This is a genomic window from Nocardia sp. NPDC127579 (genome assembly GCF_042672005.1).
GTDB lineage: Bacteria > Actinomycetota > Actinomycetes > Mycobacteriales > Mycobacteriaceae > Nocardia.
On sequence record NZ_JBHXVZ010000009.1, the window covers coordinates 1 to 23,924 of the forward strand.

The window sequence follows — 23,924 nt, forward strand, 5'->3', positions numbered from 1 at the left end:
ACTGCACTCGACAGGGTGTGGGAGAGTAGGACACCGCCGGAACATTTTTGCGGAAGGCCCCCAGCATTTTGTTGGGGGCCTTCCTGCGTTTACGCGATTAGTCCTTGACCAGGATCGCGCGGGTGTAGAGCAGATCGAAGCCGCTCCGTTGCGCGTTGTGCTGGGATTTGGAGCCGGGTTGGGTGGTGATGACGGCGATCTCGCTGCCCGCGGTGGCCGCGATGGCGAGACGTGCTGACAGCAGCGCGGATTGGATGCCGTGGCGGCGGTGCTCCGGCCGGGTCGCGGCGCCGGTGAGCTGGGCGATGCCATCGGCGAGACGGAGACTGGCCGCACCGGCGAGCTGGCCCTCCCGGATTGCCACATAGCGCCGGACACCGGCGGCGGCGGTGAGATCGCGCATGGCGGCAGCAATGATGTCGCGGGGGAAATCCTCGTGGGAGACGACTCCCTGGCCGTCGGGGTGGGCGAAGCCGTCGGCGACTACATCGAGCCAGATATCGAATTCGGTGTCGTCGCTGGGGCGTACCTCGATGCCGGACGGGACGATTGCCGCGTTGTGCTCGCTCAGTGTGCGGCCGAGTACGTTCTCGAAGTTGACGAGCCGGTATCCGCGGCGGGTGAGCAGTTCGGCCAGGGCTGGGTCGGCCAGCTGGGCGAGCTCGATCTGAACCGGTGTTTCCACGGCCGCGTAGCGCTTTTCGAGATCGTCGAGCTCGGCCGGGCCGGGAAGGCCGTCGAAGCCGAGTCCGGCCACTTTGTTCAGCGGCGAACCCGGTTCGGCGAAGGCCGCGACACCACCCGCGAACGCGAAGGTGAAGCCGGCGCCGCCCAGCCGTTCCGACGCCGCCGCGCTACCGGTGGCGATCAGATCGGTCTCGGCGCGTTCGATACGTGCGGCGAGTTCGATACCGCAGAACAGGGATCCGCTGGTCATCGAAGCAGCGTAGTGCGCGGCCCGTGCGCCTGGCCAGCCATTTCCGGCGTGCTCGCGGACGAGCGCCGGGTGCGTCGAAGCGGGCCGCGGTCAGGGCCTAGACTCGACCGGTGCGCCTTGTGATTGCTCGTTGCCAGGTTGACTACGTGGGTCGGCTGACCGCTCATCTGCCGATGGCCAAGCGACTGTTGATGATCAAGAGCGACGGATCGGTGCTGGTCCATTCGGACGGCGGGTCCTACAAGCCGCTCAACTGGATGAGCCCGCCGTGCTGGTTGGAGGAGCGCGACGGTGACGCGCCCGAAGGCGCGAAGGCCCTGTGGGTGGTCACCAACAAGGCAGGGGAAGAACTGCGGATCACGCTCGAGGAGATCGAGCACGACGCGACCCATGATCTCGGGATCGATCCGGGATTGGTGAAAGACGGTGTGGAGGCGCATCTTCAGGAGCTGCTGGCCGAGCACATCGAGACGCTGGGCCCCGGCTTCACGCTGATCCGCCGCGAATACATGACCGCCATCGGCCCGGTGGACATCCTGTGCCGTAATGCCGACGGCGCCACGGTCGCCGTGGAGATCAAGCGGCGCGGCGAGATCGACGGCGTCGAACAGCTCACCCGCTATCTGGAATTGCTGAACCGGGATCCGCTGCTGGCGCCGGTCGCCGGAGTGTTCGCGGCCCAGCAGATCAAGCCGCAGGCGAAGACGCTGGCCGAGGACCGTGGAATCAGGTGCCTCACCCTCGATTACGACGCCCTGCGTGGCACGGAGAGCAGCGAATTCCGCCTGTTCTAGGCTTTGGCTATGCCTCGTCGGAAACCGCGCCCACCGTCCCGGAAGACCGCGTCCGGTAAAGACGGGTTCGAAGCCGATTTCCCGGCGGGCTTCGAACTGGGCAGATCCGTCGAAGGTCCCGACGGTGAATCCTATGTCGTGCGTACCATTCCCGGCAGCCGCGCTACCAAGACCTACCGCTGCCCCGGCTGTGACCACGAAATCGTTCCTGGCGTAGCCCATATCGTGGCTTGGCCGTCTTACGGTGGGGAAGCTGATCGTAGGCACTGGCACCGCGGCTGCTGGAATGGACGCCAAACCCGCCGCATAACGAGACGGTGGTCATGAGCATCACCGCGCGGCGGGGTCGTCATCAGGCGCGTCTAGCAAACGAGCAAGGGCCTTCTGTTATCTAGATATACCGTAGGCCCCATCTGCCACATACACCTGGGTCGGTTTCGGGACGTATGTGACAGTGAAACGCCCTCTCCCGGGCGGCGGAAATTAGGAAGGCCGCCCCCTCTCGGGAGCGGCCTTCATGCGAATTGTGTTACGGCCCTGTGGCTTCTAGTGCGGGGCCGCGTGTGAAGTTGTCACTGCATCGCCCACTTGCGTCGTCGCCCGGTGATCCGAATAGGTCAGGCGATGTCGGCGCCTTCACGCTCGTCCGCGTCGATGTCCTCATCCTCGGAGGCGACCTCCGGGATGGCCTTGGCGCGCGAACCGGTGACCTGCTTGGCATTGCCGCCGATCGACTTGCGCTGATCCGGAACGCCGTCCAGCAGTTCGCTTTCCCGGTTGACGGCCGCGAGCATGGCCGGCACCGAGTCGAGCTGGCCGCGGATACCGAGCAGCTGGGCCAGCACCCGGCCGCGCAGCACGCGCATCTCCTCGGCCAGTTCCTTCGCGTGCGCGATCTTGCGCTCGGAGGTCTGGGTGGCGGAGGTGATGAGGCGGTTGGCCTCGTCGGTGGCGTCCTTGATCCGCTGCGCGGCCTCGGCGCGGCTGGTGGCCTCCAGCTCCTCCATGGCGCGGGTGAGCTTGGTGCGCCGCTCGGCCATGGTGACCTCGAAGTCCTGCTGGGTCGCCTTGCGCTTGGCGTCGGCTTCCTTGCCGATGCGATCGGCCTCGGCCTGGGCGGCCTCGATGATCTTGGCGGACTCGGTACGCGCGTTCGCGAGGGTCTGCTCGAACTCGATTTCGAGCGCCTCGCGCTTCTCCTTGGTCTCCGCGAGCAAGGACTCGTACTTACCGCGCATCTCGGTCGCCTGCTGTTCGGCGATCGACACCATCTCGGCGGCCTCGGCCTGCGCCAGGGCGCGGACCTCGGAGGCCTCGTCGGAGGCCAGGCGCAGCATGCGCGAGATACGGTCGGACATGCCTTCCGCGGTGGTCGGCGGGACCGAGAGGCGATCGACCTCCTTGCGGAGCTCGTCGATCTCGTCCCGCGCGTCCTCCAGCTGGCTTGCGAGGTTCCGGGCCTGCGCCGCGGCGGCATCCCGGTCGGTAGCGGTGACCCTTAGTTCGGCGTCGAAGCGGTCGAAGTAGTTGCGTACCTCGTCTTGCGCATAACCCTTGCGCACAACGGTGAAGGGCAGTGCAACGAAGCGATTGCGATCGGACTCAGGTGACGACATGGCACACAAACTACAGCCTCATCGAAGGTCATGGTGACTCGACCGCGAATGTGATTCCGAAGAACTTTCCGGGCCCGATCTTGGTACTAGTGAGTAAGATTCGGGTTCGGCTCGACCAACTCGATCAGCACACCGCCAGCATCCTTCGGGTGGATGAAATTGATGCGGGAATCGGCTGTTCCGTGCCGGGGGGCGTCGTACAGCAAACGCAGACCTCGATCACGTAAATAGGCAGAGACAGCCTCCAGGTCGGTGACCCGGTATGCCAGTTGCTGCAGACCCGGTCCGCTGCGATCGATGAACTTGGCGATGGTCGACTCGGCGTCGACGGGAGCCAGCAACTGGATGGCAGTCGCATTGTCGGCGGCGCCGGGCAGCGAGAGCATGGCCTCGTGCACGCCCTGGGCCTCGTTGACCTCGCGATGGGTCTCCACCATGCCGAGGTTCTCGGCGTACCAGGCGATAGCGGCGTCCAGGTCCGGAACGGCGATGCCGACGTGATCGACGGCGATGACGTAGTCGCCCGGGATGAAACCGGTTTGATTCGAAGCGGTGCTCACTACTCGAAGGTAGCTTGCCCTGCGCGTCCGCGGGGGAGGCATACCGGTTACCGTGGAGTAGTTACCGCCCTGATTGCAGAGAACAGCGAGGTCTAGTCGTGACCACAACCGTGATCGTCTCCGGTGCTCGTACCCCCGTCGGCCGGCTGCTCGGCGGTCTGAAGGGCTTCACCGGTTCCGACCTCGGCGGTTTCGCCATCAAGGCGGCCCTGGAGCGCGGCGGCGTCGCGCCCGAGCAGGTCGACTACGTGATCATGGGCCAGGTGCTGACCGCCGGCGCAGGGCAGATCCCGGCGCGGCAGGCGGCCGTGGCCGCGGGCATTCCGATGGATGTCCCGGCGCTCACCCTGAACAAGGTGTGCCTGTCCGGTATCAACGCGATCGCGCTGGCGGATCAGCTGATCCGCGCGGGTGAGTACGAGATCGTGGTCGCGGGTGGCCAGGAATCCATGAGCCAGGCGCCGCACCTGCTGGAGAAGTCGCGGGAGGGCTTCAAGTACGGCGATGTGACGCTGCGCGACCACATGGCCTACGACGGCCTGCACGACATCTTCACCGACCAGGCGATGGGCGCGCTCACCGAGACCCGCAACGACACCGACACGGTGACCCGCGAGGAGCAGGACGCGTTCGCGGCCGCCTCGCATCAGCGGGCGGCGGCGGCCTGGAAGAACGGCGTCTTCGACAACGAGGTGGTGCCCGTCGAGGTGCCACAGCGCAAGGGCGACCCGGTCGTGGTGGGCGCCGACGAGGGCATTCGCGCCGACACCACCGTCGAATCGCTGGGCAAACTGCGCCCGGCGTTCCGCAAGGACGGCACCATCACCGCGGGCACGGCCTCGCAGATTTCCGACGGTGCGGCCGCGGTGGTCGTGATGAGCAAGGAGAAGGCGCAGGCGCTCGGCCTGACCTGGATCGCCGAGATCGGCAAGGCGGGCGTGGTGGCCGGGCCGGACTCCACGTTGCAGGATCAGCCCGCCAATGCCATCGCCAAAGCCTGTGCGCGGGAGGGCATCTCGCCCGCCGACCTGGATCTGGTGGAGATCAACGAGGCGTTCGCCGCCGTCGGCATCGCCTCCACCCGCAAGCTGGGCATCGATCCGGCGAAGGTGAACGTCAACGGCGGTGCGATCGCCATCGGTCACCCGCTGGGTATGTCCGGCGCTCGCATCGTGCTGCACCTGGCGCTGGAACTCCAGCGTCGCGGTGGCGGTGTCGGCGCGGCCGCGCTGTGCGGCGGCGGCGGTCAGGGCGACGCCCTCATCGTCCGAGTGTGACGCGGCCAACTACGACTTGTCGTAGTGCATACGGCAGAATGATGGGCATGGGCAATTTCTTCGACCTGAGCACTGTCGCGAAACGCTTCCGGTTCATCGCCGTCCTCGAGGCGATTTCCTGGGTCGGTCTGCTGACCGGTATGGCGTTCAAGTACGGCTGGTTCGGTCTGCCCGCTGGCAACGAGATCGGCGTGAAGATCTTCGGCCCGGTGCACGGCACCATCTTCGTGCTGTTCCTGCTGATGACCCTGCTGGCCGCGCGTGAGCTCGGCTGGCACTGGAAGACCATCGTGCTGGCGCTGGTGTCCAGCGGTCCGCCGCTGTTCACGGTGATCTTCGAGGTCTGGGCCCAGCGCACGGGCCAGCTCGGCGAGCTCAGTGCCGCGCCCACGGGATCCGGGCAAGCCGCCGTCGTCTCCTCGTGACAAACTGGGAACCGTGAATCGACCTGCCGCACGCCGTCCTTCGCCCGCCGTTGCCGCCGCTATGTCCGGTGCGGTGGATCTGTCCAGTCTGAAGCAGCCGCCCGCGGGCGCGGCCGGTGCGCCCGGCGGCGATTACGCGGTCGGTGAGGCCGATTTCGAGACGCAGGTGCTGCGCCGGTCGGCGCAGGTGCCCGTTGTGGTCGCGCTGTACTCGCAGCGCAGCCCCGGCAGCGTCGAATTGGTCCGCACCCTGGAACGTCTGGTGGAAGCCGACGGCGGCAGCTGGGCGCTGGCCACCGTCGAGGCCGAAACCAATATGCGGATCGCGCAGGCGCTACAGGTGCAGGGCATCCCGACCGTGGTGGCGATCGCCGGCGGCCGCCCGCTCGCGGATTTCGAGGGCGCTCAGCCCGAAGCGCAGGTGCGGCAGTGGCTGGACGCGGTGATCGATGCGGTCGCCGGCAAGCTGGAGGGCACGGGCGAACCGCAGCCCGAACCCGAGGATCCGCGCTTCACCGCCGCCGAGGAGGCGCTGGAGCGAGGCGACCTGGCCGGCGCCGAAGCCGCCTACGAGGCCATCATCGCCGCCGAGCCCGGCAATGAGGAAGCCAAGGCCGCGCTGCGCCAACTGCGCTTCCTGGCGCGGGCCCAGTCCATCCCCGATTCGGCCATCGCCGTCGCGGACGCCGACCCCGCCGATGTCGCGGCGGCCTTGAACGCGGCCGACGTGGACATGCTCAACCAGCGCCCCGAAGCCGCCTTCGACCGCCTGATCGCCTTGATCAAGCGCAGCGCCGGCGACGACCGCACCACCGCCCGCACCCGCCTGCTCGAACTCTTCGAATTGTTCGACAAGGCCGAGCCATTCGTGGTCGCCGCCCGCCGCAAACTGGCCACCGCCCTGTACTAGCCGCACCATCAGAACCAGTACCTAGCCGAAGCCACATCACACGCCAGCCGGTGACTTCACAGCTCTTTGCGCCACTGCACATACGCATAGGGGTGTGCAGAGTCGTGAAAACTCGTGTGGATGCGCTCCGGCGTGGGTCGGCTAGCCGGTTGGGCCTCGAGTCGGGGGGAGCTAGAGGCGGATATGGCTCAGGGTGACGCGGGCTTGCCGAAGGCGCGTGCGGAGTGCGCTGTCCGTGTTGGGGGTGAGGGTGAGGTTTGCGGACGCGGCGATACGGTCGGCCACCGCGGCGACTCCGAGGTGATCGGTGTGGATGTGCTCGCCGAACTCGGGGCGCTGGAGCGCCTCGAGGCAGTGGTCGATGCGTTCGAGGGCGAACGTTTCGAATCGGAGGCCGAATCGCATGCCCGGCAGGCCGCGGCCACGCAGGCGTTCGCGGACGGTATCGTGTTCGGCCAGCAGCGCGAAATGCCTTACATCGTGGCCGATTTCGCGCAGGCGCCCCACGGTCTCGGCGAAATAGTCCGGATGCACCACGGTCATCGGGGCGATCACGACGCCTTTGTGTTGGTTCAGCACCAGATCCAGGACTTCGACGACACCCTGACGCCAGGCGGGCAGGTCCTGGAAGTCGCCGCGCAGCTCGGCGGGCATGCTGCGATGCAGACCGTAGCCGACGAACTCGGGATCACAGACGACACTGCCGTGCAGGCGGCGGCGCAACTCGAACGCAGTTTGGGTCTTACCGCCGCCGAACGGTCCGTTGATCCACACGAGCATGATCGCCACAGTACCGGCGAGTTGGTCGTGGATCCCCGGCCGAAGCATGCTGGGTGACGGTCGCGCGTTCGCTGGTGAGGTGGCGTAGTTCGAATGCCGGTTCGCCGCTGCCGAACCGGCTGTTGATCCAGGTGATCGCAACAGCTGCGGTTTACGGTGTGGCCGGTCCGGCGAACCAGACGGCGCTGTGCGGGGCGAGGGGGGTGATGATCGAGTGCGGGCGGCCGTGCCAAGGGATTTCGTCGGTCGCGGCCGTGCCGCGGGGGGTGAGGCCGGAGCCGGCGAAATCGACGGCGTCGGTGTCGAGGATTTCGGTCCATTCGCCCGGGAGCGGGAGGCCGAGGCGGTAGTCGGTGTGTGCGGCGCCGGAGAAGTTGTAGACGCAGGCGACGACCGAGCCGTCGGAGCCGTGGCGCAGGAACGCGAAGACATTGCGGTCGCGGTCGTCGGCTTCGATCCAGGAGTAGCCGCCGGGGGTGGTGTCCTGCGTCCACAGTGCCGGGTGCGCGCGGTATACCCGGTTCAAAGCCTGGACGGTGGCGGTAATGCCTTGGTGCAGTGGGTTTTCGAGTTCTTGCCAGTCCAGGCCGCGGTCGTGTGACCATTCCCGGAACTGGCCGAAATCCTGGCCCATGAACAGCAACTGCTTGCCGGGGTGCGCCCACATGTAGGCGAGCAGGGCGCGGACGCCGGCGGCCTTGGTGAAATCGTCGCCGGGCATCCGGGTCCACAGTGTGCCTTTGCCGTGCACGACCTCGTCGTGGCTGATCGGCAGCACGTAGTTCTCGCTCCAGGCGTAGGTCAGCGAGAAGGAGAGCTCGTTGTGGTGCCAGGTCCGGTGGATCGGGTCGCGGCGCAGGTAGCCGAGGGTGTCGTGCATCCAGCCCATGTTCCATTTCATGGTGAATCCGAGGCCGCCGACGTCGATTCCGCGGGTGACGCCGGGCCAGGTGGTGGATTCCTCGGCGATCGCGACCACACCCGGATGGTGCCGGTGCACGGTGTCGTTGAGCTGGCGCAGGAAGGCGACGGCCTCCAGATTCTCCCGGCCGCCGTGCACGTTGGGTTCCCAATCCCCTTCGGGGCGTGAGTAATCCAGGTACAGCATGGAGGCCACGGCGTCGACCCGCAGTCCGTCGAGATGGAATTCGTCGATCCAGTAGCGGGCGTTGGCGACCAGGAAGTTGCGCACCTCGTTGCGGCCGAAGTCGAAAACGTAGGTGCCCCAGTCGAGTTGCTCGCCGCGGCGCGGGTCCGGGTGCTCGTAGAGGGGAGTGCCGTCGAAGCGGGCCAGGGCCCATTCGTCGCGTGGGAAATGCGCGGGCACCCAGTCGAGCAGCACGCCGATGCCCGCGGCGTGCATGCGGTCGACGAAGGCGCGGAAGTCGTCGGGCGAGCCGAATCGGGCCGTGGGCGCGTAATAGGAGGTGACCTGGTAGCCCCAGGAGCCGCCGAAGGGATGTTCCGCGACGGGTAGCAGCTCGATATGCGTGTAGCCCAGCTCGCGCACGTATTCCACGAGCTGGTCGGCGATTTCGCGGTACCCGAGCCCGGGCCGCCAGGAACCGAGGTGCACCTCGTAGATGCTCATCGGTGCGCGGGTCGGATCCGTGTCGGCCCGCCGGCGCAGCCAATCCTGGTCGTGCCAAGTGAATTCGGACTCGGTGACGACCGAGGCGGTGGCGGGCGGTAGCTCGGTGGCGAAGGCCAGCGGGTCGGCGTGGTCGACCGTGCGGCCGTCGGCGCCGTGCACGCGATATTTGTACTTGGTGCCCGGTGCGACACCCGGCACGAATACCTCCCACACACCCGAACTGCCGAGTGCCCGCATCGGCGCGGTCTGCCCGCCCCAGCTGTCGAAATCGCCGAAGACGGTGACGCCCCGCGCATTCGGTGCCCACACCGCGAACGAGGTGCCGGTCACCGCACCGTCGAGGGTGGTGTAGCGCCGGGGGTGCGCACCGAGCACATCCCACAGGCGTTCGTGGCGGCCCTGGCCGATCAGGTGCAGATCGAGTTCGCCGACGGTGGGCAGGAAGTGGTAGCCGTCGGCGTCCAGGATGGTCTGCCCGCCCGGATAGGTGGTGCGGATCCGATAGTCCTGGAGCTCCGGATACGGCAGCGCCGCCGCGAAAACACCGTGGCCGCAGGACTTCAGCGGATGTTCGAGCCCGTCCACCCGTACGGCGACCGTCTCCGCGTGCGGGCGCAGCACTCGCACGACGGTGCCGTCGGGGTGCGGGTGCGCGCCGAGCACGGTGTGTGGATCGGTGTGCGTCCCCGCCGCCAGTAGCAGTAGATCTCGGCGGGGAATGGTCATCGGAAGGTCCTGCGGTAGGCCAGCGCGGTGCGGGCCGACTGCGAGACCGGAGGCAGGGCGATGATGTGGGCGGCGGCTCCGGCCGGATCCAGGCGAATGAAATTGCGCTGCGCCCAGTGGTATTCCTCGCCGGTGATCTCGTCGGTCACCACGGGGTGGTCGTGCCATTCGCGGCCGATGGCGGGCAGATCCAGGGATAGGAATCCTTGTTCGGCGGCAAAGGGATTCAGGTTGATCACCACGAGAACCGCGTCACCGCCGGCCGGATCGATCTTGGAGTAGGCGATGAGCGCGTCGTTGTCGATCTGGTGGAAGTGCACGCAGCGCAGCTGTTGCAGCGCCGGATGGTTGCGGCGGATCTCGTTGAGCCGGGTGATCCACGGCTCCAGGGACTCTCCGCGCGCCAGGGCCGCCGCGAACGGGCGCGGGCGCAGCTCGTACTTCTCCGAATCCAGGTACTCCTCGCTGCCCGGGCGCACCGCCTGATGCTCGAAGAGTTCGAAGCCGGAGTACACGCCCCAGGTCGGGGCCAGGGTCGCGGCGAGGGCGGCGCGGATGGCGAACATGCCTGGCCCGCCGTGCTGGAGGCTCTCGTGCAGGATGTCGGGGGTGTTGACGAACAGGTTCGGTCTGGCCTCGTCGGCCTTGGCGGCCAATTCGAGACCGAATTCGGTCAGCTCCCACTTGTGTACGCGCCAGGTGAAATACGTGTAGGACTGGGTGAATCCGCGCCGGGCGAGACCATAGAGCCGGGCGGGCCGGGTGAACGCCTCGGACAGGAAGATGATCTCGGGATTGGTGCGGCGCACCCGCGCGATCAGCCACTCCCAGAAGTCGGCGGGTTTGGTGTGCGGGTTGTCGACCCGGAAGATGGTGACGCCCAGGGCGATCCAATGTCGCACCACGCGCAGGATCTCCGCGTAGAGGCCGTCGGGATCGGTGTCGAAGTTGACCGGGTAGATGTCCTGGTACTTCTTCGGCGGGTTCTCGGCGAAGGCGATGGTGCCGTCGGGCAGGGTGGTGAACCACTCCGGATGCGCGGCCACCCACGGATGGTCGGGCGCGCACTGTAGCGCCAGATCCAGTGCGACTTCGAGTCCCGATCGCCGTGCGGCGCCGACGAATTCGGCGAAGTCGTCCTCGGTACCCAGCGCCGGGTGGATGGCGTCGTGCCCGCCCGCGTCGGAGCCGATGGCCCACGGCGAGCCGACATCGCCGGGTTCGGCGATCAGGGAGTTGTTGCGGCCCTTGCGGTTCACCTCGCCGATCGGGTGGATCGGCGGCAGATAGACGACGTCGAAGCCCATGCCGGCGATGCGCGGCAGCTCCGCGGCGGCGGTGGCGAAGGTGCCGTGTACGGGAATGCCGTTGGCGTCCCGGCCGCCGGTGGATCGTGGGAAGAACTCGTACCAGGAGCCGAACAGCGCCCGCCGGCGCTCGACCAGGACGGTGTGCTGCGGTCCGCGAGTGACCATCTCGCGCAACGGTGTCGCGCGCACGATCCGCGTGACCTCCGCGCTGAACGCGAGCGCCACCCGGGCGGGCAGCTGCTCGTCGCCGCGCAGCGCGGCCGCGGCCGCGCGCAGTCGTTCGAACTGTTGTTTCGGCACGGCCTGGGCGGCTCGGTCGAGCAGCCGCGCCCCGAGTTCCAGATCGTTGGCGAGGTCGGCCGCGCTCTGTCCGACGGCGAGTTTCGCTTCGACCGCGTGCCGCCAGGTGGTGATCGGATCGCTCCAGCCTTCGATGCGGAAGGTCCAGGCGCCCGGTTCGTGCGGTACGAAGACGGCATTGCAGACGTCGGGTTCGTAGTCGGGTTCCATCGGAATCCGGGTGACTCGCGCCGATCCCGGTCCGCGCACCGCGAGCGTGGCCGCGACGGCGTCGTGGCCTTCGCGCCACACCACGGCCCGCACCGGGAACACCTCACCCACCACGGCCTTGGCCGGATATCCGCCGGGGACGGAGGGGGCGGTGTCATCGATGGCGATGCGGCCGGTCACCCGGACCAACCTACCGGGTGCGCCGACCTCAGCGTGCGTCCGCGGCCAGACCGAGGCCGAGCGCGACCAAGATCGCTCCGAGGGCCCGCTCCACGCGCCGGCGGATGCCGCCGCGGCGCAGCCACTCGCCCGCCCGGTCCGCGGCCAGCACCACCATGACACACCACGAGGTGTCGATGACCAGCTGAATCACCGCCAGGATCACCACCGTCGGCAGTACCGGCCCGGTCGCGGGCAGGAACTGCGGCAGGATGGTCAGCCCGAATACCGCGGCCTTCGGATTGGCGGCGATGGACAACAGCGAGGCCCGGAACGCCGAGCCGGGCGTGCGGCCGGCGGGCAGCGGCCCGGTGGGCCGGCGCCGATCGGAGCCGCCGTCGAATTCGCGGTCGCCCCGAGTGCCACGCCAGGCCTGCACACCGAGCCAGATCAGCACGAGCGCGCCGACGATGTGCAGGGCGGTGTTCAGCAATTGGTTGGCCACCAGCAGCATCGACAGTCCGGCGCCGCCTGCGAGCGTCCAGCCGAAGACCCCGATCTCGTTCCCGGCGACGGCGGCCAGCCCGGCCTTGCGGCCGTCGCGCACCGAACGCTGGAGGAACAGTGCCGTCGCGGGGCCGGGAAGGGCGGCCAGGATCAGGCTGGCCAGCAGGAATTGCGGGAGGACGTGGACCCAGTGCGGCATCGATCGATGCTGACACGGGGCGGCCCGGACGGCCAGGGGTTATTGCGCCGCAGGTCGATCGCGGAGGCCGTCGAGCAGCCGGTGCAGGGTGGCGAGGGTGTCGGGCAGGGCGGCGGGGTCGTCGGTGGTGGCCAGCCAGAGGGCGGCCTCGTTCATCGCGCCGGAGAGCAGATGGGTCAGCGGCCCGATCGGCTGCGGCGGCAGGATGCCCGCGTCGACCAGGGTTTGCAGCGCCTCGCCGAGGTGGCGGGCGGAGCCGGCTTCGTCGAGGGCGCGCCATTCGTGCCACCCGAGGACGGCGGGGCCGTCGATCAGCATGATGCGCTGGATATCGGGGTCGGTGCAGGCCGTGAGGAAGGTGTCGCAGCCGGTGCGCAGTTGGCGCCAGGGGTCGGGTTCGGCGTCGGCGGCCGCGGCGACACGTTCGCCGACCTCGTGCTGCACCTGTTCCAGTACCGCGCGGAAGACCTCGGTCTTGCCCGCGAAGGTGTGGTAGAGCGCGCCCTTGGTGACTCCGGCGGCGCTGACGATCTCCGAGAGGCCCACCGCCCCATAGCCTTTCGCCGCGAAAAGACGGCGGCTCTCGCGCAGCAGCGTGCGCCGGGTCGCCTCGCGCTGCTGGGTGCGCAGGGTGCTCGCCATTCGGAATCCTCCCTTGACATACCGACGGTATGCCAGCTAGCTTAGCTCACATACCATCGGTACGTGAAAGGTGAAGGACATGGAACTGCACAGCTTCTACCCGGTCCTGGGCACCGGCAAGATCGCCGAGGCCCGCGATTTCTACACCCACTGGCTCGGCTTCGAGATCGTGTTCGAGGCCGACTGGTACATCAGCCTGCGGCGGCAGCAAGGCGGGAAGTCCTTCGAACTGGCGCTACTGGACTACACCCACCCCACGGTCCCCGCCGCCTACCGCAAGCCGGTGCAGGGGCTGCTGCTCAACTTCGAGGTCGACGATGTCGACGCCGAGTGGGAGCGGATGGTCGTGCGGGGCGGGCTGCGACCGGAGCTCGAGATCCGCTCGGAGGATTTCGGCCAGCGGCACTTCATCGTCGCCGACCCCAGCGGGGTGCTGATCGACATGATCACCGAGATCCCGCCCTCGGCGGCGTACGCCGAGCAGTTCAGGACCGATTAGGTAGGGTTCGCGGGGTGAAAGCGCTGCGCAGATTCACCGTCCGTGCCCATCTGCCCGAGCGGCTCGCGGCCCTGGTCGAGCTGTCCACCAACCTGCGCTGGTCCTGGCACTGGCCCACCCAGGACCTGTTCGAGCGGCTGGACCCGGCGCTGTGGCGCGAAGTCGGGCACGACCCGGTGCGAATGCTCGGCGAGGTGCCCGCGGCGCGGCTGGACGAACTGGCCGACGACCCCGGCTACACCGCGCGGGTGGACGCGGCGGTGGCCGATCTGCGCGAATATCTGGCCGAACCGCGGTGGTTCCAGCAGCGCTCGGCCGAGCACATCCGGGGGATCGCCTATTTCTCCATGGAGTTCGGCGTCACCGAGGTGCTACCGAACTACTCCGGTGGTTTGGGCATCCTCGCGGGCGATCACCTCAAGGCCGCCTCGGACCTGGGGCTGCCGCTGATCGGCGTCGGACTGCTGTACCGCTCCGGCTATTTCCGGCAGTCGCTGTCGGCCGACGGCTGGCAGATCGAGCACTATCCGGCCCTGGATCCGCAGGGCCTGCCGCTGCGACTGCTGAGCGCCGACGGCTCGCCGGTGCTGATCCACGTGGCCATGCCGGATCAGCGGGTGCTGCGGGCCCGGGTGTGGATCGCGCAGGTCGGGCGGATCCCGCTGCTACTGCTGGATTCCGATATCGCCGAAAACGATCCGGAACTGCGCGCGGTCACCGACCGGCTCTACGGCGGCGATCAGGACCATCGGATCAAACAGGAGATCCTGGCCGGTATCGGCGGTGTGCGCGCGGTGCGCGCCTACACCCGCGCCGCGGGTCTGCCCGATCCCGACGTGTTCCATATGAACGAGGGGCACGCCGGCTTCCTCGGGGTGGAGCGAATCCGCGAATACGTCTCGGGCGGACTGGATTTCGAGACGGCGCTGGCGGCCGTCCGGGCCGGAACGGTCTTCACCACGCACACGCCGGTGCCCGCGGGAATCGACCGGTTTCCGATGCCGCTGGTGCGCCGCTACTTCGGCGGTGCGCACGGCGAGGCCGAATCCGCCATGCTGCCGGGCCTTTTCGTCGATCGAATCCTGGCGCTGGGCCGGGAGGGTGATCCCGCCGTATTCAACATGGCGCACATGGGTCTGCGACTCGCGCAGCGCGCCAACGGTGTTTCGCAGTTGCACGGCGAGGTCAGCCGGGGGATGTTCGGACCGCTGTGGCCGGGCTTCGATCCGGCCGAGGTGCCGATCGGGTCGATCACCAACGGGGTGCACGCGCCGACCTGGGCCGCGCGCGAGTGGCCGGACGGGGAGCTGTACGAGGAGCGGGGCTGGGAACGACTGGGCGCGGCCGAACTCGGCGAACTCTGGTCGGTCCGCAACGAGCTGCGCGACCGGCTGGTCACGGAAGTACGTCGTCGGGTTCGGGCATCCTGGTTGCAGCGTGGTGCCGCAGAAGCCGAACTCGGTTGGGTGGACAGCATTTTCGACCCGACGGTGCTCACCGTCGGGTTCGCGCGCCGGGTGCCGACCTACAAGCGGCTCACCCTGATGCTGCGCGACCCGCAGCGCCTGCGCGACCTGCTGCTCGATCCGGTGCGGCCGATCCAGCTGGTGGTGGCGGGCAAGAGTCATCCCGCCGACGAGGGCGGCAAATCCCTGATCCAGCAGGTGGTTCGGTTCGCCGACGACCCCGAGGTGCGCCACCGCATCGTCTTCCTGCCCGACTACGACATGTCGATGGCCCGGTACCTGTACTGGGGTTGCGATGTGTGGCTGAACAATCCGCTGCGCCCGCTGGAGGCGTGCGGCACCTCGGGCATGAAGTCGGCGCTCAACGGCGGCCTCAACCTGTCCATTCGGGACGGCTGGTGGGACGAGATGTTCGACGGCGAGAACGGCTGGGTCATCCCGACCGCCGACGGTGTGCTCGACGAGCACCGTCGCGACGATCTGGAGGCGGCCGCGCTCTACGACCTGGTCGAGCGCACCGTCGCGCCCCGGTTCTACGAGCGCGACGGGCAGGGCCTGCCGGTGCGCTGGGTGGAGATGGTGCGGCACACCCTGCGGACGCTCGGCCCGAAGGTATTGGCCTCCCGCATGGTTCGCGACTACACCACGCGCTACTACGCACCGGCCGCCGCCGCCTACCGCGCCGCCGTGGCGGACGAGTTCGCCGGTGCACGTTCGGTTTCGGATTACCGGCAGCGGGTGGAAGCGGCCTGGCCGAAGGTGCGGGTGGTCCAGGTGGACAGTGCGGGCCTGCCCGATACCCCGATCATCGGCGCGCACCTGTCGCTGACCGCGCGGGTCGACCTGGGCGGGCTCGGCGTCTCGGAGGTGCAGGTGCAGGCCGTGCTCGGCCGGGTGTCGCCGACGGACGATCTCTCCGAGGTCACCACCATCCCGATGCGCCACCGGGGTGCCGACGCCGGGGCCGAGCTGTTCACGGTCGACACTCCGGTCCCGATCTCCGGCGCGGTCGGCTACACGGTCCGGGTGCTGCCCCGGCACGAGCTGCTGGCCGGCGCCGCCGAACTCGGCTTGGTGGCTGCCCCGAGCGCCTAGGCCGCCCGGCGACTCTGCGATTCGGTCAACTGTCCGCTAACGTGCCTGAGCACCCCTTTTGTACTCAGCCACGACTGGAGATCCCACATGGCCACCGACGTGACCCGGCGCGCGCGTAGTCGCATCGACCAATTCTTCGGCGTCCAGGCCAACGGCTCGACTACCCGGCGTGAGTTGATGGCCGGCACGGTCACGTTCCTGGCTATGTCCTATGTGCTCGCGGTCAACCCGGCTGTGCTCGGTGATCTCGGCCCACTGGGTGAGAAGGGCATTCCCACCCAGGCGGTATTCACCGCGACCGCGGTGGCGGCGGTGTTCGGCACGCTGGTCATGGGCCTGTGGGCGAAGTACCCGATCGCGCTCGCGCCGGGCATGGGTCTGAACGCGTTCTTCGCCTACACCGTGGTGCTGAGCATGGGCATTCCGTGGCAGGTCGCGCTGTCGGGCACGCTCCTGTCCGGCATCATCTTCTTCTTCCTTGCGGTCACCAAGGTCCGGGAAAAGATCCTGGACTCGATCCCGATGCAGATGAAACTGGCGGTCGGCGCGGGCATCGGCCTGTTCGTGGCGTTCCTCGGGCTCAAGGCCGCCGGGATCGTGCGCGCCAGCGAGGCGACGTTCGTCACCCTCGGCGATTTCCACAAGGGCACCACGCTGCTCGCGCTGTTCGGACTCGTGGTGACCGTGATCTTCCTGGTTCGCGGCTGGCACGGGGCCGTGCTCTACGGCATCGTGCTCACCGCGCTGCTCGGCATCGTCACCGGCCTGGTCGATCTGCCCGACGGTGTCGTGGCCATGCCCAAGGGCCTGGATCAGACCTTCGGTCAGGCGATCATCCATCTGCCCGACGCGTTCACCGGGCAGATGGTCGTGGTCGTGCTGACCATGCTGTTCGTCGACTTCTTCGATGCCTCGGGCACATTGATCGGCGTCGCGAACCAGGCCGGGCTGCTGGACAAGGATGGCCGCCTGCCGCGCGCGTCCAGCGCGTTCGCCGCCGACTCGGTCGGCACCATGGCCGGCGCGGTCATCGGCACCTCCACCACCACCGCCTACGTCGAATCGACGGCCGGTGTCACGGCGGGTGGGCGCACGGGGCTCACCGCGGTCACCACGGCGGGGTGGTTCCTGCTCGCGATGTTCTGCTATCCGGTGTTCGCGATCGTGGCGGGCTCGGCGGAGATCACCGCGCCCGCGCTGATCGTCGTCGGCATCCTGATGGCGCGCTCGCTCGGTGAAATCGACTGGGGGCGACTGGAATACTCGATCCCGGCGTTCATCACCGTGATCATGATGCCGCTCACATACTCGATCGCGAACGGCTTGGCGATGGGCATGATCTTCTATCCGATCGTCATGGCCGCGAAAGGCCGGATCAAGGAGATCCACCCCGCGATGTGGGTGCTGATGGTGGTGTTCGCCGGCTATTTCTTCTTCCTGGCCGAATAAGTTCGCCGCTCGTTGGAATAGTTGCCGCTTTGACGTGGTTGGGTCAGAACATGCTTCAATCGGACCCCGGTCCGGTTGTTACCGAGGCTTACGAACGTGTCCACCACGCAGGGATGAGGAACCAGCATGACCACCACCGAAAGCAAGGCAACCACCGAGACCACCACCGTCCAGGGCGCCGGCGCCGCGGACCTCGGCCTGCTGATCGGCCGCGTGATCTTCGGCGGATTGATGGCGGCCCACGGCGCGCAGAAGCTGTTCGGGTGGTTCGACGGCCCGGGCCTGGAAACCAACAACGCCTCGTTCGAAGCGATGGGCTACAACCCGGGCAAGCTCTTCGGCACCCTCGCCGCACTGAGCGAGCTGGGTGGTGGCCTCCTGCTGCTGCTGGGCCTGGCCACCCCGCTGGCCGCGGCCATCACCATCGGCACCATGATCAACGCGATCAACGCCACCTGGCCCAACGGCCTGTTCGGCGCGGTGACCGCGCAGGGCTGGCAGCCCGGCTACGAGATGGCGCTGCTGTTCGCCGCGGCGGGCGTGATCTTCGCCTACACCGGCGCCGGTAAGTACTCGCTCGATCACAACCGGCCGTGGCAGCGCCAGGGCGTGGTGATCGGCACCGGCGCGGTGGCGCTCGCCGTCGCCGCCGGGGTACTGACCCTGATCCTGAAGTGGGTGCTCTGACACCTCGACCGTGAAAGCCCGTCTCCCGCATGGGAGGCGGGCTTTCGCTGTGTCACACTTCGGCGAGGTGCGTCGTCGTCACGATATGAGCATCGATATCAGCAACCCCGCCGAACTGCACGACCCCACCGGCTTCGGCTACAGCCACGTCGCCCGGGTGCGTGGCGACCTGGTCTTCATCGCCGGACAATACGACTCCGACGCCGACGGGCACACCACCAGCGACGATTTCGCCACCCAGGTGCAGCGCGCCTTCGCCAATCTCGGTGTCGCCCTGCGCTCTGCCGGATTGGACTACGCCGACGTCTTCCAACTGCGCACTTTCATCGTCGACCACGACCTCGGCAAGCTCGAGGTGCTCGGCAAGCAGATCGCCGCGATCTGGGGCGACCGGCCGCCGGTGCAGACCCTGTCCGGCGTCGCCGCGCTGGCCATGCCGGACATGTTGTTCGAGGTGGACGCCGTCGCCGCCGCGAGCTGAGCCACGATCTCGGCCCGGTCGGCGTGAATGCGCGGGCCGGGCCGACGCGCGTTAGGGTCGGGCGGGATGGCCGATCGAGTGAGGAGAGCCGAATGCTGGCCGCGGGTACGACATTCGCCGGATATGTCATCGAGCGCAGGCTCGGACGCGGTGGCATGGGCTCGGTGTACCTGGCTCGCGACCCGGGATCGGCGCAGCGGGTCGCGCTGAAGCTGTTGAATCGGGAGTTGTTCGCCGACAGCCGGGTCCGCGCGCGTTTCGAACGCGAAGCCGATCTGGTGGGGCGGCTGCGGCATCGGAATATCGTCGCCTCGCACGGTAGCGGGCTCGAGGGCGACCAGCTGTGGATCGCCATGCAGTACATCGACGGCGCCGACGCCGGCAATCTCGACACCCGCACGCTGCCGCCGCAGCAGGCCATGCGGATCGTCTCGGAAACCGCCGCGGCACTGGACTTCGCGCACGAGATGGGCGTGCTGCACCGCGATGTGAAACCCGCCAATATTCTGCTGGCGCGGTCGGCGACCGGACCGGAACCGGTGTTTCTCACCGATTTCGGCATCGCGAAGCTGCGCGACGACGCCGGACAGCTCACCGAGACCGGCGCTTTCACCGCCACCCTGGCCTTCGCCTCGCCCGAACAGCTGATGGGCGAGCAACTCGACGCCACCGCCGACCAGTACTCCCTGGCCTGCACCCTGTTCTGGCTGTTGACCGGCAGGTCCCCGTTCGAGTCCACACACGCCTCCGTGCTGGTGCAGGGGCATCTCCAGCAGCCCGCACCCGCGATCAGCGAGGTCCGCTGGGGGCTGCCGACCCAATTGGACGCCGTCCTGTCGCGCGCGCTGTCCAAACGACCGGCCGAGCGCTTCCGCTCCTGCCGAGAATTCGCCCACGCCGCCCGTCTGGCGCTCGAGGGCGGTCCGGGCCCGGTCCGCACGCCGGTCCCCGGCCCGGCGGTCCAGGTCGGCGGACGGCCCATGCCGCCGGTCAACCGGGCGCCCACGGCAGCGCCCCATCCGCCTGCCGCGATGACCGGCCATCCCGGTTTCGCCCAGCCCCCGGCGCACCCGCATCCCGCGCCGCTGCGGGAAATGAACCAGTCCCGATCCAACGCGCCACTCATCGCGGGCCTCTGCATCGTCGCCGTGCTGGTCCTCGCCGCCGCCGCCATCCTGCTGCTCCGCTGACCTCCAGCCGCGAAATAGCCTGGCAGCGGCCGGTATCGAAGCGCTAGCGTCGCAGCGTGACCACGATGGAAGCAGCGCTCACCGCACTGGATCGAGCATTCGGCCGCCGCACCGGCCGCACCCGGCCGATCGAGGGCTGCTCACATTGCTTCAGCGCCGAGGAATTACGGCGGCTCTCGGGACCGCTGGACGCCATCCCCGATTCGGAGCTGTTCCACGCCGTGTTCAGCTGGGGGAGCACACTCGACGACAGCGTGCCGTGGCTGCGCTGGATCGCGCCCCGTCTGCTGCGTGCGGTCGCCGAGGGCGGCAGCGCACTCGATCCCGAGATGGTCGGCTGCCGGTTGTACGCGGCGCGGTGGCGGGACTGGCCCGAGGCCGAGGCGATTCGCGTGTTCTGCGAAACCCTGTGGCGGGAGGCGTTGTCCGACGCCGAGGGCGCACCGCGGCTGGAGCTGTGTTTCCTGGTGCCGCTGACCGATACCGTCGAACCATGGTTGGCGATCTGGTCGCAGACCTCCGGTGCGGTGGCCGATCAGCACTTTCGAGAATTGTGGCAGGCATGGGGGACCGCCATCCTGGCCGGTCGGCTGGATGTGTGCTGCTACCGGGAGGGGCCGAATATCGCTCCGGTGCTGCGGGATTGGGTGCTCGCCGAGTCGGGGCACCGGGCGTTACAGTGATTTCACTAACGCAACTGATGTAGTAACAAGGGCGTGCGGATGGGCGACTAACCGGGCATGACTCTCAATCGTAAGCAGCTGCAACAGTTTTCGGCCCGGGTCGGGGTTGCCGCCGCGGTGACCGCCGCGGGGGTTATCGGTTCGACGGGGCCGTCCATCGCAATTCCGCACGAACCGGGCGCGCCGTTCACGCCTACGCTGACGCGACTGATTCCGACCAGTTGCTCCGCGATCATCGACGCGGTGACTGTGCCGCAGGAGAAGTCCGGCACCTTCGGCGTGCGGGTGAAGATCACGCAGACGGGGGAGGAGTGCGCGGATTGGAAAGTCGCCGTGCGCTTCAAGAACCTGGACAGCGGATACGCGGACGGGCAGCAGCATCCCGTCGTGAACGGCGTCGTCCAGCACACCGCCGATGGCGTGATCGTCGGCTTCGGCACGGCGCCGGGCGTCGGCCGGGTGGAAGCTCGAATCGTCGCCCTGGATTCCAGGGATCGAGAGATGGAACAGATCTCGGGCACCGCCACCTTCACGCTGAGCTGAGGCGGTCGCCGTGTCCAGCGCACCGCTGGACACGGCACACCCCGGCGCTCAGTCGCCGTGCAGAATCAGCATGGTGTTCGCACCGTGATGGAACTCGTACTCCGTCTCCCGCAGTGTGGAATGGATACCCTTGTCCCGCAGCTCTTTCCGAAGATGCTCGACCAGAACATCGTGATGGCGCCCGATATGGTCGACCAGCGGGTAGAGCCGGGTCTCCCAAGCGCTCACCCGGGCCAGCTCGAGCAGGGCCGCGAGATGGAAATCGGCGTCGAGCCGATCGGCGTAGGTGAACAGCAGATGCGAACTGAGCACCAGATCGAAACTGTTGTCCCGGAACGGAAGCGAGGGTAGCTCCGCGGCCATGTAGCGCTCCGGGTGCGCCGTCAGATCGGCGGCGAAACGGCCGGCCGCCGCGTGCCGCAGCGCGCGATGCCGCTCCGGGTCGCCGTACCAGTCCCAGCGGTAGCGGTCGGAATGCGCCGTGGCCCAATCACTTCCACGGTCGGTTTCGCTGACCGCCAGGGACCGTAGCTGCTCGGCGGAGCGCGAGTAGATCGGATCGGCGGCGGTCACGTGGGCGCCCAGGTCGCTGGCTTCGGTGGTGAAGCTGGCGGCCCCGCCCGGGCAATCGAGGATGCGGCGGCCCTGTAGGTCTGCGTCGGCCAGGTCGAAGATCGCGCGGTATTCCGCCAAAGATCGTGCACTGACCAGGAATTCGCCGAGGACATCAGTGTCGAGAGGGTGCTTCATCTGGACAACGGTCTCACGTGACGCCGATTGGCGAAACCGAAACTGCGTCAGGAAACCGAGGACCGGCTCAGCGGGCTACGGGCTATACCGCGGTCAGCCGTTTCAGCGCCTTGACGACCACGTCCGGGTCCGCCGTCTCCCAGTACGGCGGTAGCGTCGCCCGGAGATAGCCGCCATAGCGCGCGGTCGCCAGCCGGGAGTCCAGGATCGCCACCACGCCCTTGTCGTCCACGCTGCGCAACAGCCGACCGGTGCCCTGCGCCAGCAGCAGCGCCGCGTGATTGGCGGCCACCGTCATGAACCCGTTGCCGCCGCGCGACTCCACCGCCCGCTGCCGTGCGGTGAGCAGCGGGTCATCCGGGCGCGGGAAGGGAATGCGGTCCAGGATGACCAGACTCAGCGACGGGCCGGGCACATCGACGCCCTGCCACAGCGACAGCGTCCCGAACAGCGAGGTCTCCGGATCGTCGGCGAACTTGCGCACCAGCGCACCGGTTGCGTCGTCCCCTTGACACAGCACCGGGGTGTCGAGCCGTTCCCGCAGCGCCTCGGTGGCCGCCTTCGCCGCGCGCATGGAGGAGAACAGGCCGAGGGTGCGCCCACCGGCCGCGGTGATCAATCGCTCGATCTCGTCCAGGTAGGCGGGTGCGAGCCCATCGCGCCCCGGTGCGGGCAAATGCTTGGCGACATAGAGGATTCCGGATTTGGCGTGATCGAACGGGGAGCCCACGTCGATCGAACTCCAGCGCACGGTCTCGCTGTCGGAAGGTGCCTGCGCGCCGTTGGCGGTCGCCGGGTCGGGGCGATTGCCCTGTTGCGCCGGTAGTCCCCAGGTGACGGCCAGGCTGTCGAACGAGCCGCCGATCTGCAAAGTGGCCGAGGTGAGCACGACGGTGGAGGTGCCGAACAGACGGCTGCGCAGCAGCCCGCCCACCGACAGCGGCGCCATCCGCAGCGATTTGCGGCTCACCCCGCGGATGTCGTCGGCGGCCAGCCAGATGACGTCGCGCCGGGTCGCCGGATCGGGTTCGTCGAAGGCGGTCAGCGCCCGCACCGCGCTGTCGTGTATTTCATCGATCGCGGCCAGCGCCTGGGTGCGCGCGGCCGCGGTGTCCGGATCGGCCTGCTCCTTCGAGGAACCGGGCGGCGCCAGCTCGGTGCGCGCGTTCCAGGCCGTGTCGCGGACCAGCGCGAGCACCGGCGCGACACCATCGGGCATGACGTCCCAGCGGGCGGCGGGCAGCTCCTCGAGCAGGTCGTGCCAGGCCTCGGCCGCGCCCTCGAGCCGGTCGACCTCGCGCTCGTCGATGAGTTTGGCGCAGCGGCGCGCGGCGGCGCTGATCGCGGTGGCCGCGAGCTCCGCGGTGGCCACGCCGGTGACCCGGTCGACCAGTTCGTGTGCCTCGTCGATCACGACCACATCGTGTTCGGGCAGTACCTGGATGCCGCTGATGGCGTCGATGGCCAGCAGCGCGTGATTGGTCACCACCACATCGGCCTGCGCGGATTCCGCGCGCGCCTTCTCCGCGAAGCAGTCCTGGCCGAAGCTGCACCGGGTCTTGCCGAGACATTCCCGGGAGGAGACGCTGACCTGCCGCCAGGCTCGATCGCTGACCCCGGGCGCGAGTTCGTCGCGGTCGCCGGTGTCGGTGTCGGAGGCCCACTCGTTGAGGCGCTGCACCTCGCGGCCGAGCCGGGAGATCGCGAACGCGTCGAACAGCTCCTGCTCCGGTTCCTCGGGCAGCACGCTGTTTATCTTGTTCAGGCACAGATAGTTGTTGCGGCCCTTGAGAATCGCGAACTGCGCTTCCCGGCCGAGTGGCTGCTTCAGCGCGTGCGCCAGCCGCGGCAGATCCCGATCGACGAGCTGGCGTTGCAGGGCGATGGTGGCGGTGGACACCACGACCGTGCGCCCGGTGCGGACCGCGTGCCGCAGGCTCGGCACCAGGTAGGCCAGCGACTTACCGGTACCCGTGCCCGCCTGCACGGCCAGATGCTCCTTGGTGTCGATCGCGTGATCGACCGCCGAGGCCATGGTCACCTGCCCGCTGCGCTCCTTGCCACCCAGCGCGGTGACGGCGGTGGACAACAGCTCCAGAGCGGACGGGAGTTCAGGCACCCGAGCAGACTACTGC

General features: G+C 68.2%; 23 protein-coding genes. 13 read left to right on the top strand and 10 right to left on the bottom strand.

Annotated elements, in window-relative coordinates; genetic code table 11:
• Positions 1–97 precede the first annotated feature (97 nt).
• On the bottom strand, positions 98–922 hold the full coding sequence (locus tag ACFVMC_RS26915) for a GNAT family N-acetyltransferase (RefSeq protein ID WP_379215323.1): 825 nt from the start codon (positions 920–922) through the stop codon (positions 98–100).
• Between the two features lie 125 nt (positions 923–1,047).
• Here ACFVMC_RS26915 and nucS point away from each other — a divergent pair, with 125 nt between their 5' ends.
• Entirely contained in the window at positions 1,048–1,731 is a 684-nt protein-coding gene (nucS, locus tag ACFVMC_RS26920) for an endonuclease NucS (protein WP_379214743.1), read from the top strand.
• A gap of 9 nt (positions 1,732–1,740) precedes the next feature.
• Positions 1,741–2,058 carry an ATP/GTP-binding protein gene (locus ACFVMC_RS26925; protein WP_379214745.1) on the top strand — a complete coding sequence of 106 codons (318 nt, stop codon included), beginning with the start codon at positions 1,741–1,743 and terminating at the stop codon, positions 2,056–2,058.
• 290 nt (positions 2,059–2,348) lie between these two features.
• Here ACFVMC_RS26925 and ACFVMC_RS26930 read toward each other — a convergent pair whose 3' ends face one another.
• Together ACFVMC_RS26930 and mce are read right to left on the bottom strand one after the other, a co-directional pair.
• Positions 2,349–3,347 (bottom strand): hypothetical protein, encoded by a 999-nt coding sequence (locus ACFVMC_RS26930; RefSeq protein WP_379214747.1) that lies wholly within the window; start codon positions 3,345–3,347, stop codon positions 2,349–2,351.
• Positions 3,348–3,433: 86 nt separating this feature from the next.
• Complete coding sequence (mce, locus tag ACFVMC_RS26935) at positions 3,434–3,907, bottom strand: methylmalonyl-CoA epimerase (protein ID WP_379214748.1); 474 nt, start codon at positions 3,905–3,907, stop codon at positions 3,434–3,436.
• A gap of 98 nt (positions 3,908–4,005) precedes the next feature.
• On the opposite strand from mce, the gene ACFVMC_RS26940 reads away from it, so the two are divergent.
• From ACFVMC_RS26940 to ACFVMC_RS26950, 3 genes are all read left to right on the top strand, one after another.
• A complete protein-coding gene (locus ACFVMC_RS26940; RefSeq protein WP_379214750.1) occupies positions 4,006–5,184 on the top strand; it encodes an acetyl-CoA C-acetyltransferase in 1,179 nt (392 codons plus the stop codon).
• A 38-nt stretch (positions 5,185–5,222) separates the two neighbouring features.
• A complete protein-coding gene (locus ACFVMC_RS26945; protein WP_379214751.1) occupies positions 5,223–5,609 on the top strand; it encodes a DUF3817 domain-containing protein in 387 nt (128 codons plus the stop codon).
• Positions 5,610–5,670: 61 nt separating this feature from the next.
• On the top strand, positions 5,671–6,519 hold the full coding sequence (locus ACFVMC_RS26950; RefSeq protein WP_379215325.1) for a tetratricopeptide repeat protein: 849 nt from the start codon (positions 5,671–5,673) through the stop codon (positions 6,517–6,519).
• A 171-nt stretch (positions 6,520–6,690) separates the two neighbouring features.
• Here ACFVMC_RS26950 and ACFVMC_RS26955 read toward each other — a convergent pair whose 3' ends face one another.
• The 5 genes from ACFVMC_RS26955 to ACFVMC_RS26975 all read right to left on the bottom strand — a co-directional run bounded on the left by ACFVMC_RS26955 (position 6,691) and on the right by ACFVMC_RS26975 (position 12,946).
• The gene (locus ACFVMC_RS26955; protein WP_379214753.1) at positions 6,691–7,299 is read right to left on the bottom strand and encodes an AAA family ATPase; all 609 of its coding nucleotides are present in this window, start codon (positions 7,297–7,299) and stop codon (positions 6,691–6,693) included.
• 151 nt (positions 7,300–7,450) lie between these two features.
• Positions 7,451–9,619, bottom strand: a complete 2,169-nt coding sequence (gene glgB, locus ACFVMC_RS26960; RefSeq protein ID WP_379214754.1) for a 1,4-alpha-glucan branching protein GlgB — start codon at positions 9,617–9,619, stop codon at positions 7,451–7,453.
• Entirely contained in the window at positions 9,616–11,619 is a 2,004-nt protein-coding gene (locus tag ACFVMC_RS26965; protein WP_379214756.1) for a maltotransferase domain-containing protein, read from the bottom strand. Before ACFVMC_RS26965 ends, glgB begins: the two co-directional genes overlap by 4 nt.
• Before the next feature lie 28 nt (positions 11,620–11,647).
• Entirely contained in the window at positions 11,648–12,304 is a 657-nt protein-coding gene (locus ACFVMC_RS26970) for a LysE family translocator (protein ID WP_379214757.1), read from the bottom strand.
• 39 nt (positions 12,305–12,343) lie between these two features.
• Positions 12,344–12,946, bottom strand: coding sequence for a TetR/AcrR family transcriptional regulator (locus tag ACFVMC_RS26975; RefSeq protein ID WP_379214759.1), 603 nt, complete (start codon positions 12,944–12,946; stop codon positions 12,344–12,346).
• Between the two features lie 79 nt (positions 12,947–13,025).
• Here ACFVMC_RS26975 and ACFVMC_RS26980 point away from each other — a divergent pair, with 79 nt between their 5' ends.
• The 8 genes from ACFVMC_RS26980 (at position 13,026) to ACFVMC_RS27015 (ending at position 21,039) form a co-directional block, all read left to right on the top strand.
• A complete protein-coding gene (locus ACFVMC_RS26980) occupies positions 13,026–13,445 on the top strand; it encodes a VOC family protein (protein WP_379214761.1) in 420 nt (139 codons plus the stop codon).
• Between the two features lie 14 nt (positions 13,446–13,459).
• Positions 13,460–16,006: an alpha-glucan family phosphorylase gene (glgP, locus tag ACFVMC_RS26985; RefSeq protein ID WP_379214763.1), complete on the top strand. Its 2,547-nt coding sequence runs from the start codon at positions 13,460–13,462 to the stop codon at positions 16,004–16,006.
• An 87-nt stretch (positions 16,007–16,093) separates the two neighbouring features.
• A complete protein-coding gene (locus ACFVMC_RS26990; protein ID WP_379214765.1) occupies positions 16,094–17,455 on the top strand; it encodes an NCS2 family permease in 1,362 nt (453 codons plus the stop codon).
• A gap of 126 nt (positions 17,456–17,581) precedes the next feature.
• Entirely contained in the window at positions 17,582–18,142 is a 561-nt protein-coding gene (locus ACFVMC_RS26995) for a DoxX family protein (protein ID WP_379214766.1), read from the top strand.
• Between the two features lie 67 nt (positions 18,143–18,209).
• Positions 18,210–18,623, top strand: a complete 414-nt coding sequence (locus ACFVMC_RS27000) for a RidA family protein (protein ID WP_379214768.1) — start codon at positions 18,210–18,212, stop codon at positions 18,621–18,623.
• A 92-nt stretch (positions 18,624–18,715) separates the two neighbouring features.
• Positions 18,716–19,813 carry a serine/threonine-protein kinase gene (locus ACFVMC_RS27005; RefSeq protein WP_379214770.1) on the top strand — a complete coding sequence of 366 codons (1,098 nt, stop codon included), beginning with the start codon at positions 18,716–18,718 and terminating at the stop codon, positions 19,811–19,813.
• Between the two features lie 56 nt (positions 19,814–19,869).
• Complete coding sequence (locus tag ACFVMC_RS27010) at positions 19,870–20,496, top strand: hypothetical protein (protein ID WP_379214772.1); 627 nt, start codon at positions 19,870–19,872, stop codon at positions 20,494–20,496.
• A gap of 57 nt (positions 20,497–20,553) precedes the next feature.
• Complete coding sequence (locus ACFVMC_RS27015; RefSeq protein ID WP_379214774.1) at positions 20,554–21,039, top strand: hypothetical protein; 486 nt, start codon at positions 20,554–20,556, stop codon at positions 21,037–21,039.
• Between the two features lie 48 nt (positions 21,040–21,087).
• Here the strand turns inward: ACFVMC_RS27015 and ACFVMC_RS27020 are convergent, their stop codons facing one another.
• Positions 21,088–21,789: a class I SAM-dependent methyltransferase gene (locus ACFVMC_RS27020; RefSeq protein ID WP_379214776.1), complete on the bottom strand. Its 702-nt coding sequence runs from the start codon at positions 21,787–21,789 to the stop codon at positions 21,088–21,090.
• A gap of 82 nt (positions 21,790–21,871) precedes the next feature.
• On the bottom strand, positions 21,872–23,908 hold the full coding sequence (locus ACFVMC_RS27025) for an ATP-dependent DNA helicase (RefSeq protein ID WP_379214778.1): 2,037 nt from the start codon (positions 23,906–23,908) through the stop codon (positions 21,872–21,874).
• Positions 23,909–23,924 lie beyond the last annotated feature (16 nt).